This is a genomic window from Pseudomonas sp. PP3, from assembly GCF_905336995.1.
In the GTDB taxonomy this organism is placed as follows: Bacteria; Pseudomonadota; Gammaproteobacteria; order Pseudomonadales; family Pseudomonadaceae; genus Aquipseudomonas; species Aquipseudomonas reinekei.
On record NZ_HG995459.1, the window covers coordinates 1213307 to 1226205 of the forward strand.

A 12899-nucleotide genomic window follows, 5' to 3' on the forward strand; every position below is an offset into this window, starting at 1 on the left:
CGGATAACCCTGTAGGCGCCACATCTGAGGGATAGTATGGGCCAGACATGAAAATCCCACAGCCGCGCCAGGCACGACTGTGGGATCGGTTCAGCACGAGAATTTACTTGATGCGCTGACCTGGCTTGGCGCCGCTGTCGGGGCTGAGCAGGTAGATTTCTTCACCGCCAGGACCGGCCGCCATCACCATGCCTTCGGAGATGCCGAACTTCATTTTCCGTGGCTTGAGGTTGGCGATCATCATGGTCAGGCGACCATCGAGCCTGGACGGGTCCGGATAAGCGCTCTTGATCCCGGAGAACACGTTGCGTTGCTCGTCACCGATGTCCAGGGTCAGGCGCAGCAGCTTGTCGGCGCCTTCCACGTGTTCGGCCTTGACGATCAGGGCGACACGCAGGTCGACGGCGGCAAAGGTGTCGAAGTCGATTTCCGGCGACAGCGGATCCTTGGCCAGTTCGCCATTGCCGGCCGGTGCGGCTGCGCTGGTGTCGGTCTGGCTGGCGGTCAGGTCTTCTTTCGAAGCGTCGGTCATGGCTTGCACTTTCACCGGATCGATACGGGTCATCAGCGGCTTGAACTCGTTCAACTGATGGTTGGCGAGCAAGGTCGCGTGGTCGTTCCAGGTCAGCGGCGCAACGTTGAGGAACGCCTCGGCATCGGCAGCCAGAAGCGGCAGCACCGGCTTGAGGAAGATCACCAGTTGACGGAACAGGTTGACGCCCGTGGCGCAGATCGCCTGGACTTCATCCTGCTTGCCTTCCTGTTTGTTCAGCGACCACGGTGCCTTGTCGGCGATCCACGCGTTGGCGCGGTCGGCCAGGCCCATGATCTCGCGCATGGCGCGGGCGAAGTCGCGGGCTTCATAGGCGTCGGCGATGCTTGGCGCGGCGGCCAGGAAGGCTTCGGTCAGCTCCGGTGCGGCGTTGGTGTCGACCATCACGCCAGCATTGCCTTTATTGATGAAACCGGCGCAACGACTGGCGATGTTGACGACTTTGCCGACCAGGTCAGAGTTGACCTTCTGCACGAAGTCTTCGAGGTTCAGGTCGAGGTCGTCGACGCCACGGCCCAGTTTGGCCGCGTAGTAGTAGCGCAGATATTCCGGCGACAGGTGATCAAGGTAAGTCCGGGCCTTGATGAAGGTGCCACGGGACTTGGACATTTTCTGGCCGTTGACGGTCAGGTAGCCGTGCACGTTGATGCCGGTCGGCTTGCGGTAGCCCGCGCCTTCGAGCATCGCTGGCCAGAACAGGGCGTGGAAGTTGACGATGTCCTTGCCGATGAAGTGGTACAGCTCGGCGGTGGAATCCTTGCCCCAGAACGCGTCGAAGTCCAGCTCCGGCGTGCGGTTGCACAGGTTCTTGAAGCTCGCCATGTAGCCGATTGGCGCGTCCAGCCATACATAGAAGTACTTGCCAGGCTCGCCCGGAATTTCAAAGCCGAAGTACGGCGCATCGCGGGAGATGTCCCACTGTTGAAGGCCGGCGTCCAGCCATTCGGCGATCTTGTTAGCCACGGCGTCTTGCAGGGTGCCGCTGCGGGTCCAGGTTTGCAGCATTTCCTGGAAGTCCGGCAATTTGAAGAAGAAGTGCTGGGAATCCTTGAGCACCGGGGTGGCGCCGGAAATCGCCGACTTCGGATCTTTCAGGTCGGTCGGTGCGTAGGTCGCACCGCATTTTTCGCAGTTGTCGCCGTACTGGTCTTCGGTACCGCATTTCGGGCAGGTGCCCTTGATGAAGCGGTCGGCCAGGAACATTTTCTTTTCCGGGTCGAAATACTGAGTGATCGAGCGTTGGGCGATGTGCCCGGCGTCACGCAGTTTCAGGTAGATCTGGCTCGACAGCTCACGGTTTTCTTCGGCGTGAGTGGAGTGGAAATTGTCGAAGTCCACCAGGAAGTCGGCAAAGTCGGCGCTGTGTTCAGCCTGGACGTTGGCGATCAGTTGTTCCGGGGTGATGCCTTCTTTTTCCGCGCGCAGCATGATCGCCGAACCGTGGGCGTCGTCAGCGCAGACATAAATGCATTGGTTGCCGCGGTGCTTCTGGAAGCGCACCCACATATCGGTCTGGATGTATTCCAGCATATGGCCAAGGTGGATCGAACCATTGGCATAGGGCAGGGCGCTGGTGACGAGGATCTTGCGTGGCTCGGACATGGGGCTCGGCTACTTGATGAAACGGAGGTCGGCCACTATAAAGCGCCGGGAAAGATATTTCACCCCTGCAAATCGTTGCCGGACATGCCGTCCGGAAGACAGAAGAGGTAGGATACCCGCCATATTTCCCAGTCCCGTTTTCGGAGTTGCCCATGAGCGCCGTCAATCGCGCAGCGGTGGAAGCCGTCCTTCGCCAATACACCGACCCTTATTTGAACCAGGACCCGGTCAGCGCCGGATGCGTGCGCACCATCGAGATCCAGGGCGACCGCGTCAGCGTCCAGCTCGAATTGGGTTACGCCGCCGGTCTGTTCAAGAGTGGCTGGGCGCAGATGCTGGAAATGGCTATTCAAGGTCTGGATGGCGTGTCGAGCGCCAAAGTCGATATCACCAGCGTGATTGCCGCACACAAGGCTCAGGGGCAGATCCCGGGGCTGGCCAACGTGAAAAATGTCGTGGCCGTGGCGTCCGGCAAGGGCGGCGTGGGCAAATCCACCACCGCCGCCAACCTCGCATTGGCCCTGGCCCGCGAAGGTGCCAAGGTGGGGATTCTCGACGCTGACATCTACGGTCCGAGCCAAGGCATCATGTTCGGCATTCCCGAGCGCACCCGTCCCGAGATCAAGGACCAGAAGTGGTTTGTTCCGCTCAAGTCCCACGGCGTCGAAGTGATGTCCATGGCCTTCCTGACTGACGACAACACCCCGATGGTCTGGCGCGGGCCGATGGTTTCCGGCGCCTTGCTGCAACTGGTGACGCAAACCGCTTGGGGCGACCTGGATTATCTGGTCATCGACATGCCGCCAGGCACCGGCGACATCCAGCTGACCCTGGCACAGAAAGTCCCGGTGGCCGGCGCAGTCATCGTCACCACCCCGCAGGACCTGGCCTTGCTGGATGCGCGCAAGGGCGTGGAAATGTTCCGCAAGGTCAACATTCCAGTACTGGGCGTGGTGGAAAACATGGCCGTGCACATCTGCTCGAACTGCGGACATGCCGAGCATCTGTTCGGTGAGGGCGGCGGCGTGAAATTGGCTAATCAGTACGGCGTCGAACTGCTGGCCTCGTTGCCGCTGGCGATGGCCATCCGTGAACAGGCCGATGGCGGCAAGCCAACAGTGATCGCCGAGCCGGACAGCCCGATCGCCCTGGTTTACCAGGAACTGGCCCGCCACGTCGGTGCGCGGATCGTATTGCAGGAAGCGTTGACGCCGGCGATGCCGAACATCAGCATCAGCGACGATTGATGGCCTGAAACACAATCAACTGTGGGCGCTAGCCTGCTAGCGATAGCGGATTCACATTCAACAAATATGTTGGGTGAACCACCGCAATCGCTAGCAGGCTAGCGCCCACATTGGTTTTTGGGGTTGGATTTAGATCCGCAACCCGCCATCCATCTCCAGAATCCGACCGGTGTAATAGTCGTTCTCGAAGATGTAAGCCGCCGAATGGGCGATCTCATCCGGCTTGCCCATGCGTTTGAGCGGAATTCCCGCCGTCATTTTTTCCAGCGCTTCAGGCTTCATGCCCAAGGTCATCTCGGTTTCGATGAAGCCCGGTGCAATGCCGGCCACGCGAATGCCGTAGCGCGCCAGTTCCTTGGCCCAGGTCACGGTCGCTGCAGCGACACCGGCCTTGGCGGCGGAGTAGTTGGTCTGACCGACGTTGCCGGCGCGGGAAATCGACGAGATATTGATAATCGCACCGCTGTTGTTCAGCTCGACCATTTTTGCCGCGACTTCACGGGTGCACAGGAACACGCCGGTCAGGTTGACGTCGATCACAGCCTGCCATTGGGCCAGGCTCATCTTGGTCATCTCGCCATCCTTGACCTTGAGCAGCAGGCCGTCGCGCAGGATCCCGGCGTTGTTGATCAGGCCATGGATCGCGCCAAAGTCTTCAGCGACCTGAGCGACCATGTGCGTCACCTGTTCTTCGTTGGCCACGTTGCACAGATAAGCGCGAGCCTCGACACCTTTGGCTTTGCAGGCGGCGACCGCGTCATCGAGTTTTTCCTGGTTCAGGTCCACCAGCGCCAGCTTCGCGCCCTTGCCGGCGAAATACTCGGCCATGGAGCGGCCTAAACCCTGGCAACCGCCAGTGATAATGATTACTTTGTCAGTGAGTTGCATTCGCATGCCCCGGTAGCAGGTCTGAGTGGTTTACCTTTTAGAGCGCCTCTCGATCTGCACCTGAACTGGCTTGGCTGCACATGAGAATTGCCCCGATGGCGTGCTGGGACTATCCACCAGCAGCCCGTCCGTTTTTCTGACGGATTCTATTTAAGGAGTCATAAATTGAGCGTTGAAGCGGCTAAGCATGCACGAGAATTGCTTCTCAAGGAATACCGTGGAGTGCTCTCGACGCACTCCAAAGCGATGCCCGGTTTCCCGTTCGGCTCAGTGGTTCCGTACTGCCTGGACGAGCAAGGCCGGCCGCTGATCCTGATCAGTCGCATCGCCCAGCACACGCACAATCTGCAAAAAGATCCGAAATGTTCGCTCTTTGTCGGCGAACGTGGGGCCGAGGATGTTCAGGCTGTTGGTCGACTGACTTATCTGGCTGAGGCGCAGCAGCTCGAAGACGAAGCGGCTATCGAAGCTGCCTCTGAGCGTTACTACCGCTACTTCCCGGAGTCCCAGGGCTATCACAAGGCCCACGACTTCGATTTCTGGGTGCTGACGCCGGTTCGCCATCGCTACATCGGCGGGTTTGGCGCGATTCACTGGGTCAATGAGCTGACGCTGGCCAACCCGTTCGCCGGCAAGGCTGAAATCAGCATGGTCGAGCACATGAACGCCGATCACGCTAAAGCCATTGCCCATTACGTGGACCTGGCCGGTTTGCCGAAAACGTCGCCAGCGCAATTGGTCGGCATCGATACCGAAGGCATGCACTTGCGCATCGGCCAGAGCCTCTACTGGCTGGCGTTTCAAGCACCATGTAATACGCCGACACAAGTTCGCGAAGCCTTGGTTTTCCTGGCTCACGCTGAACATTGGCCGAAAAATGAAGTGGCCGACGCTTGAATTCACGAAACGGCGACGTCATCTAAGGTGAACTGGCAAGGCATTCTTGCGTTGAGGAACCATTTGATGCGCCCTTTTTTGTTGCTCTTTCTGCTGTTCCCGGTGTTGGAGCTGTTCGTATTCGTCAAGGTGGCAGGGTCGATCGGGTTTTTCCCGGCGCTGTTGCTGATCATTCTCGGCTCGATGTTCGGCGTGTTCGTGCTGCGTATCGCTGGCCTGGCCACGGCACTGCGTGCCCGTGAAAGCCTGAACCGCGGCGAACTGCCGGCCCAGACCATGCTTGAAGGCCTGATGCTGGCGTTGGCCGGTGGCCTGTTGATCCTGCCCGGCTTCATCAGCGATGTGATCGGCCTGATCATGTTGCTGCCGATCAGCCGTCGCCTGCTGGCCAATAAGATGCGCCAGCGTGCCGAGGAGCAGGCGATGCGCCAACGTGCGTTCGCCGATGACCTGCAGGCACGAGGCGGCCCGGTACCGCGCGAGCCGCTGGGCCGCGAGCCCAACGTGATCGAAGGCGAGTTCGAACACCGCGATTCGAAGTAACACGCTCAGCGACACGGCACCTTCGGGTGCCGTGTTCGTTTATGCGGCATCAACATGAAAAATTTTCGATCCCCACCCTTGTAATAAGCTTGTGCGCCCTTATGTAACGGTCACCGCAAGGTTTCTGGCGAACACGCCAGACAGACTTCCGCGGTTCGCTCGACGAACCGCACCCGGCACCGCCGGATTTTGTTAAACCCGCCGGGACTACACCGGCCGATGAAAACCACAATTAGGAGAGATCGACAATGAAGCTTCGTCCTCTGCATGACCGCGTCGTCATCCGTCGCAGCGAAGAAGAAAAGAAAACCGCTGGCGGTATCGTCCTGCCAGGTTCGGCTGCTGAAAAAGCCAACAGCGGCGAGATCCTCGCTGTCGGCACCGGCCGCGTACTGGACAACGGTGAAGTGCGTGCACTGTCCGTGAAAGTGGGCGACAAGGTTGTGTTCGGTCCTTACTCCGGCAGCAACACTGTGAAAGTCGACGGCGAAGACCTGCTGGTAATGAGCGAGAACGAAATCCTCGCTGTTGTCGAAGGCTGATTACCCGCTCATTTTCCCGTTACTACAAAGTATTTAAGGAATATCGATCATGGCTGCTAAAGAAGTTAAATTCGGCGATTCCGCCCGCAAGAAAATGCTCACCGGTGTCAACGTCCTGGCTGACGCAGTAAAAGCGACCCTGGGCCCGAAAGGCCGTAACGTGATCATCGAGAAGAGCTTCGGCGCTCCGACCATCACCAAGGACGGCGTTTCCGTAGCCAAAGAAATCGAACTGGAAGACCGTTTCGAAAACATGGGCGCGCAGCTGGTCAAAGACGTTGCCTCCCGTGCCAACGATGACGCAGGCGACGGCACCACTACCGCTACCGTTCTGGCTCAATCGATCGTCAACGAAGGCCTGAAAGCCGTCGCTGCCGGCATGAACCCGATGGACCTCAAGCGCGGTATCGACAAAGCGACCATCGCGATCGTCAAAGAGCTCAAAGCCCTGTCCAAGCCATGCGCTGACACCAAGGCTATCGCTCAGGTAGGCACCATCTCCGCCAACTCCGACAACTCCATCGGCGACATCATTGCCGAAGCCATGGAAAAAGTCGGTAAAGAAGGCGTGATCACCGTTGAAGAAGGCTCGGGCCTGGAAAACGAACTGTCGGTTGTTGAAGGCATGCAGTTCGACCGTGGTTACCTGTCCCCGTACTTCGTCAACAAGCCAGAGACCATGGTCGCTGAGCTGGATGGCCCGCTGATCCTGCTGGTCGACAAGAAGATCTCGAACATCCGCGAAATGCTGCCAGTGCTGGAAGCCGTTGCCAAAGCCGGCCGTCCGCTGCTGATCGTGGCCGAAGACGTTGAAGGCGAAGCCCTGGCGACTCTGGTTGTGAACAACATGCGTGGCATCGTCAAAGTCGCAGCCGTCAAGGCGCCAGGCTTCGGCGACCGTCGCAAGGCCATGCTGCAGGACATCGCTGTTCTGACCGGCGGTACCGTTATCTCCGAAGAGATCGGCCTGAGCCTGGAAAGCACCACCCTGGAGCACCTGGGTAACGCCAAGCGCGTGACCCTGTCCAAGGAAAACACCATCATCGTTGACGGTGCTGGCGTACAAGGCGACATCGAAGCACGCATCAACCAGATCCGTGCCCAGGTTGCCGAGACTTCCTCGGACTACGACCGTGAAAAACTGCAAGAGCGTCTGGCCAAGCTGTCCGGCGGCGTTGCAGTGATCAAGGTTGGCGCTGGTTCCGAAGTAGAAATGAAAGAGAAGAAAGCCCGCGTTGAAGACGCCCTGCACGCTACCCGTGCAGCCGTTGAAGAAGGCGTGGTACCTGGCGGTGGCGTAGCCCTGATCCGTGCTCTGCAAGCACTGTCCGATCTGAAAGGCGACAACGCCGATCAGGACGTGGGCATCGCTGTTCTGCGTCGCGCTATCGAAGCACCTCTGCGTCAGATCGTTGCCAACTCCGGCGACGAGCCAAGCGTAGTGGTCGACAAAGTCAAGAACGGCGCGGGCAGCTTCGGCTACAACGCTGCGACTGGCGAATACGGCGACATGATCGAAATGGGCATCCTGGACCCAACCAAGGTTACCCGTTCGGCTCTGCAAGCTGCGGCCTCCATCGGCAGCCTGATCCTGACTACCGAAGCAGCAATCGCTGATGCACCGAAGAAAGACGGCGCTGCTGGCGGCGGTATGCCAGACATGGGCGGTATGGGCGGCATGGGCGGCATGATGTAAGCCAGCCTTACCCCTGTACTAAAAACCCCGCCTGCGAAAGCAGGCGGGGTTTTTTATTGACCGGACTTTGAGCGCAGATCAATCCACTGGAGGAGCGAGGTTGGCCGCGATAGACCGGTTCAGGTGCCGGCGGGCACGGCTTGGCTTATGTGACCAGCCTTCGCCGCAGGCTGATAAAGCACCCAGTAATAAGCCCCCAGGCAAATCAGCCAACAGAACACCGCCGTCCACACGTTGTGGGAGAAAAAGTGTGCGCCCTGCATCATCCGCCCGATGGAAAACACGCTGCCCAGCGCAAAGGCAAACACAAACGCTGTACGCGCTAAGCGTGGGCGACGGTCGCGCAACACGAAAAACAGCGCAAACAGCGTAAAGCCCGTGGCCGCATGTCCGCCCGGCCAGCAACGCCCCGGTTTCTCGGTAGCCGGACGCGGGCTCAATAATTCGCTGTAAGTTTCGTGCCCACCAAACTGCTCCAGGCTCCACGGGCATTGCACCGCCGTCACCGCTTTCATCGGCGTGACAAACGAAGTCGCCAAACCCAGAGACAGCACCAGGCAGGCCAGTTCCCGTTTGTAAGGTTTAAGCCTGTCGATGAAAAACGAGCCAATGAAACCAACTATGGCCAGTACCGAAAACGCGATGACCACTTGCTTGGCGCGGTCATGCAGTACGGTTTCGAGGAAGTAACTGTGCCGGCCGATGAAATTCCCGGCGACCGGATCGTAAAACAGTTTGGCCAAGTCCATGTCCAGGTCGGTCAGTTCGAGTAAAACCAACGTGATTGCCGCAACAGCGGGAATGCCCAGGCACACCCAGAGGTTGAGCGGGCGAGAAGCGGGGCGTGCAGAGATCGAAACCATGAAAATTCCCGGGTCAGTGAAATGTTCTTGAGTGCGCAGCCGCGCGGAGTTTGAACCCGATTCTGTCGTCAGTCCGTGAACCGATAGTGAAAAAAACGTTGGGGCCAGAAGCGGCGGTTTTGCCCGGAAGAGAACTGCACACAGTCCTAGCCGTGAGCCACACTTGGCCTTAAGCTGCGCGGGCCACGACGGCCGTTACTGTGTACGGAGAAGGTGCCCATGCGAATTTTATTGGTTGAAGACAACCGCGATATCCTGGCCAATCTGGCCGATTATCTGGGGCTCAAAGGCTATACCGTGGATTGTGCACAGGACGGTTTGTCGGGCCTGCACCTGGCGGCCACCGAGCATTACGATCTGATCGTGCTCGACATCATGCTGCCTGGCATCGACGGCTACACCCTGTGCAAACGCCTGCGCGAAGATGCCCGGCGCGACACCCCGGTCATCATGTTGACTGCGCGCGACCAACTCGATGACCGACTGCAAGGCTTCAAGTCCGGTGCCGACGATTACCTGATCAAACCCTTTGCCCTGTCCGAGCTGGCAGCGCGGATCGAAGCGGTGATGCGGCGTACCCAGGGCGGAGGACGTCGCACCTTGCAAGTCGGCGACTTGAACTACGACCTGGACACGCTGGAAGTTACCCGCGAAGGGCGTCTGCTCAAGCTCAACCCGGTCGGCCTCAAGCTGCTCGCGGTTTTGATGCAGAAAAGCCCGCACGTATTGCGCCGGGAAATTCTCGAAGAAGCGTTGTGGGGGGATGACTGCCCGGACAGTGACAGCCTGCGCAGCCACGTCCATCAATTGCGTCAGGTGATCGACAAGCCGTTCGCCAAACCGTTGCTGCATACCGTGCACGGTGTGGGTTATCGCCTGGCCGAGGGCCGTGATGGAGTTTAAGCAAAGCCTTGCCCAGCGGATCATCATCGCCTTTGCACTGATGAGTGCGTTGGTGGCGGGTGCCTTCGCCATGGGCATCGTCGCCACCGTGCATCTGGTGGAAGAGAAGTTGATTTCTGCCGGTTTGGGCGGCGATTTACAGCGCCTGTTGCTCATGGACAGTGTCTCGGACTGGAGCCATCGGCCCGAACCGGACCAATTGTTCTATTTCAGTGGCGGGCCGGGTGATTTCGAGTTGCCCAAGGATCTGCGGCATCTGGATTCCGGTTTTCATGAGGTGTTTCGCGAGCAGCTGTCCTATCACGCGATGGTCGAAATCGTCGACGGACGGCGTTACGTGCTGCTGCAGGATCAAAGTGATTTCGAAGAACGCGAGCGGGTGCTGTTTGCCGTCGTACTGGTTGGCTTCGTGCTCAGCCTGGCGCTGGCGGTTTTCCTCGGCTGGGTCCTGGCGCGCAAAGTGATGGCTCCGGTTGTCCGCCTGGCCCGGCAAGTCCGCCACCGCGACCAACTACTCGGTCTGGCGCCGCCGCTGGCACCGGACTACGCGGCCGATGAAGTCGGTGAGCTGGCCGTGGCGTTCGATGCGACCCTCGGCCGCCTGCGCCAGGCACTGACACGGGAGCGGCTGTTCACCAGTGACGTCAGCCATGAGTTGCGTACACCGTTGATGGTTCTGGCCAGTTCCTGCGAGTTGTTACTGGAAAACCCGGGCATTGATCAACGCGGTCGCGCTCAGGTCGAGCGCATCTCCCGCGCCTGTGAAGAAATGCGTGAGCTGGTGCAGACCTTTCTGATGCTGGCCCGCGCCCAGCGCGAAGACGCGAGCATGTCACCGCAGCAGACCCTGACTGGCGTGGCCGAAGGCTTGATTGGCCAGTGGCGCGCGCCCATCGAGGCCAAAGGCCTGACGCTGATTTTTGAACCGGGTGAGCCACAGAGCACTCGCTACAACGCCATATTGCTTAATGCGGTGATGGGCAACCTCTTGCGTAACGCGCTGCACTACACTGAACAAGGGTTTATCCGTTTGACCCTGACGACCAGCGGTTTTGTCGTCGAGGACAGTGGCGTGGGCATTCCCGAAGAAAAACGTGAAGCGATGTTCGAACCGTTTGTGCGCGGCAGCGAAAAACGCGGGGAAGGCCTGGGCCTTGGGTTGTCTTTGGTTCAGCGGATATGTGAAAACCAGGGCTGGAGCGTCAGCCTGGCAACCATGGAACCCAATGGCTGTCGTTTTCAGGTGGAACTGCAGACCTCGGCTGCAAGCTGATCGAACCGGCCATGAGCAATGGGAGCGCCCTGATTGTCTTGTAAAACCTGGAAACGATTATGGGTTTTACATGACAATTTTTTCACAAAGGTATGACCTGACGCTGACACGACGCTACCTAATGTAGGAGCCATCAGAAGTACAGGAGACCTCGATTATGGCCGGCCCGATCAAACTGGATTTTTCCGAAAAATACGACGACCAGCACGCGCAACAATACCTGCTTAAACATCAGGACGGCCTGAGTCGTAAATTATCCCACTGGCGGGATGAACAATTGGCGCGCAAGGCCCTGGCTGCGGTCGGTGAACCCGGCCTGGTCCTCGATTTGCCTTGTGGCGCGGGGCGTTTCTGGCCATTGCTGGCGGAGAAGCCCAACCGCGTCATCATCGGCGCCGACAACTCTGAGTCAATGTTGAAGATCGCCACACAGGCGCAACCGGCCGATGTGGTGAAACGGGTACAACCCTTGCACACTTCTGCGTTCGACATCGCCTTGCCTGATAACGCCGTCGACAGCATTTTCTGCATGCGTTTGCTCCATCACATCGGTGAGGCCGAGCATCGACTGGCAATTTTGCGCGAATTCGAACGCGTCACCCGTGACAGCGTCATCCTCTCACTGTGGGTGGACGGTAATTTCAAGGCCTGGAAACGCAAGCGCCTGGAGCGGACCCGTGAGCAGGAAAGTTACCAGAACCGATTTGTGTTACCGGCGGCTACGGTAGAAAAAGAATTTGAACAAGCGGGGTTCAGAATTCAGGAACGTCTGGACTTTTTACCGCTCTATGCCATGTGGCGAGTTTACGTATTACGCAAGAGGTAACAGGATGGCAGTGCAGTGTGCAGCAGGATCGGATGTTGTCTCCCAAGACCGTTTCGACTATTTCTGGAACCAACACGGTGAATGGGTAGAAGAGCCCAATGTTCGCCGTGGTGGAGAAAGTGGTGTGCAGCGCGTCATGGGCAGTGATGATCAACTGCTCTACTTCAAACGCCAGACCGGGCATATCTATCGCAGCCTGCTGCACCCCTTTGGACGGCCGACCGTGCTGCGCGAGCGTGACGCACTTATCGGTGTGAGCCAGCTCGGCGTCCATGTTCCGCAAATCGTGTTCTGCGGCGCACAACGCGACCCCGTGCACAAATGGCGCGCCTTGCTGGTGACCAAGTCACTGGATGGGTTCGAGGAAATAGAACATTGGTACGCCGGGGGCGGCCGCGAGCGTCATGGTGAAGCCGTGCATGACCGCGTGCTGCAGGCCTTGGCAGAAAACCTCGCGCGCATGCACAAGGGGCGTTGGCAGCACAGTTGCCTCTATATCAAGCACGTTTTCGTGCGAGTGACTGGCGAAGGCGAGTCGTCCAAGGTCGAGGTGGCGTTGATTGATCTGGAGAAGTGCCGACAGCGCCTCACTGCCCATCAGGCGGCTGCCCACGACATGAAGCAATTGCGCCGCCACTCGTCGTTCAACCCTACGGACTGGAAGAAACTGGTCTATTTTTATGAGACGGCGTTTGGCAGCGCTATCAAGGGTTTATAGCAATGAAGCTCGAAGTTGCGCGAGGTTTGTTTTTGATAGGAGCCTTGGCAGTCGCTTCGCTCGCGGTGGCTGCGTGGGAGCAGCCACGTACTCAAGTTCTCAGCTCAGCGAACGGCGAATATTGCCCCTTGCCACGAGTCGCCAAGACCTCCGTGGCCACCCGGCCCGACCATGATTTGTTGCTGTTCATGTTCGGCCTTTCTCAAGGATTGAGGCCGCAAAGTTGAAAAGTCTGAAATCCAAATAAAAGGCCTCGCAGATGCGGGGCCTTTTATTCCCGCTTGTCCCGATATCGCACCTGCAAATTAGATCTTGCGTTACTTTCTGGTGTACGCGTTTCCCCTTGTA

At 58.6% G+C, this 12899-nt stretch carries 13 protein-coding genes; 10 read left to right on the plus strand and 3 right to left on the minus strand.

Annotated features, from left to right (window positions below; translation table 11 throughout):
* Positions 1 to 103: 103 nt before the first annotated feature.
* On the minus strand, positions 104 to 2155 hold the full coding sequence (gene metG / locus KHO07_RS05625; RefSeq protein ID WP_212626659.1) for a methionine--tRNA ligase: 2052 nt from the start codon (positions 2153 to 2155) through the stop codon (positions 104 to 106).
* A gap of 152 nt (positions 2156 to 2307) precedes the next feature.
* Here metG and apbC point away from each other — a divergent pair, with 152 nt between their 5' ends.
* Positions 2308 to 3402 carry an iron-sulfur cluster carrier protein ApbC gene (apbC, locus tag KHO07_RS05630; RefSeq protein ID WP_212626660.1) on the plus strand — a complete coding sequence of 365 codons (1095 nt, stop codon included), beginning with the start codon at positions 2308 to 2310 and terminating at the stop codon, positions 3400 to 3402.
* A 129-nt stretch (positions 3403 to 3531) separates the two neighbouring features.
* Here the strand turns inward: apbC and KHO07_RS05635 are convergent, their stop codons facing one another.
* Positions 3532 to 4290, minus strand: coding sequence for an SDR family oxidoreductase (locus KHO07_RS05635; RefSeq protein WP_150704000.1), 759 nt, complete (start codon positions 4288 to 4290; stop codon positions 3532 to 3534).
* 165 nt (positions 4291 to 4455) lie between these two features.
* Here KHO07_RS05635 and KHO07_RS05640 point away from each other — a divergent pair, with 165 nt between their 5' ends.
* The 4 genes from KHO07_RS05640 (at position 4456) to groL (ending at position 7968) form a co-directional block, all read left to right on the plus strand.
* Entirely contained in the window at positions 4456 to 5187 is a 732-nt protein-coding gene (locus tag KHO07_RS05640; RefSeq protein ID WP_212626661.1) for a HugZ family protein, read from the plus strand.
* 66 nt (positions 5188 to 5253) lie between these two features.
* Complete coding sequence (locus KHO07_RS05645) at positions 5254 to 5730, plus strand: FxsA family protein (RefSeq protein ID WP_212626662.1); 477 nt, start codon at positions 5254 to 5256, stop codon at positions 5728 to 5730.
* A gap of 248 nt (positions 5731 to 5978) precedes the next feature.
* Entirely contained in the window at positions 5979 to 6272 is a 294-nt protein-coding gene (locus KHO07_RS05650) for a co-chaperone GroES (RefSeq protein WP_034149036.1), read from the plus strand.
* 49 nt (positions 6273 to 6321) lie between these two features.
* Positions 6322 to 7968, plus strand: coding sequence for a chaperonin GroEL (gene groL / locus KHO07_RS05655; RefSeq protein ID WP_150733769.1), 1647 nt, complete (start codon positions 6322 to 6324; stop codon positions 7966 to 7968).
* Positions 7969 to 8087: 119 nt separating this feature from the next.
* On the opposite strand, the gene KHO07_RS05660 is transcribed toward groL, so the two are convergent.
* Complete coding sequence (locus KHO07_RS05660) at positions 8088 to 8831, minus strand: phosphatase PAP2 family protein (RefSeq protein ID WP_212626663.1); 744 nt, start codon at positions 8829 to 8831, stop codon at positions 8088 to 8090.
* A gap of 219 nt (positions 8832 to 9050) precedes the next feature.
* Between KHO07_RS05660 and colR the strand changes: the two genes are divergently transcribed.
* The 5 genes from colR (at position 9051) to KHO07_RS05685 (ending at position 12778) form a co-directional block, all read left to right on the plus strand.
* Positions 9051 to 9734, plus strand: coding sequence for a two-component system response regulator ColR (gene colR, locus KHO07_RS05665; RefSeq protein WP_075945515.1), 684 nt, complete (start codon positions 9051 to 9053; stop codon positions 9732 to 9734).
* Positions 9724 to 11007 (plus strand): HAMP domain-containing sensor histidine kinase, encoded by a 1284-nt coding sequence (locus KHO07_RS05670; RefSeq protein WP_212626664.1) that lies wholly within the window; start codon positions 9724 to 9726, stop codon positions 11005 to 11007. Before colR ends, KHO07_RS05670 begins: the two co-directional genes overlap by 11 nt.
* Before the next feature lie 157 nt (positions 11008 to 11164).
* Positions 11165 to 11833, plus strand: a complete 669-nt coding sequence (locus tag KHO07_RS05675; protein WP_150733766.1) for a class I SAM-dependent methyltransferase — start codon at positions 11165 to 11167, stop codon at positions 11831 to 11833.
* Positions 11834 to 11837: 4 nt separating this feature from the next.
* Entirely contained in the window at positions 11838 to 12551 is a 714-nt protein-coding gene (locus KHO07_RS05680; protein ID WP_212626665.1) for a lipopolysaccharide kinase InaA family protein, read from the plus strand.
* A 2-nt stretch (positions 12552 to 12553) separates the two neighbouring features.
* On the plus strand, positions 12554 to 12778 hold the full coding sequence (locus KHO07_RS05685) for a hypothetical protein (RefSeq protein ID WP_150733764.1): 225 nt from the start codon (positions 12554 to 12556) through the stop codon (positions 12776 to 12778).
* The last annotated feature ends 121 nt before the right edge of the window (positions 12779 to 12899 follow it).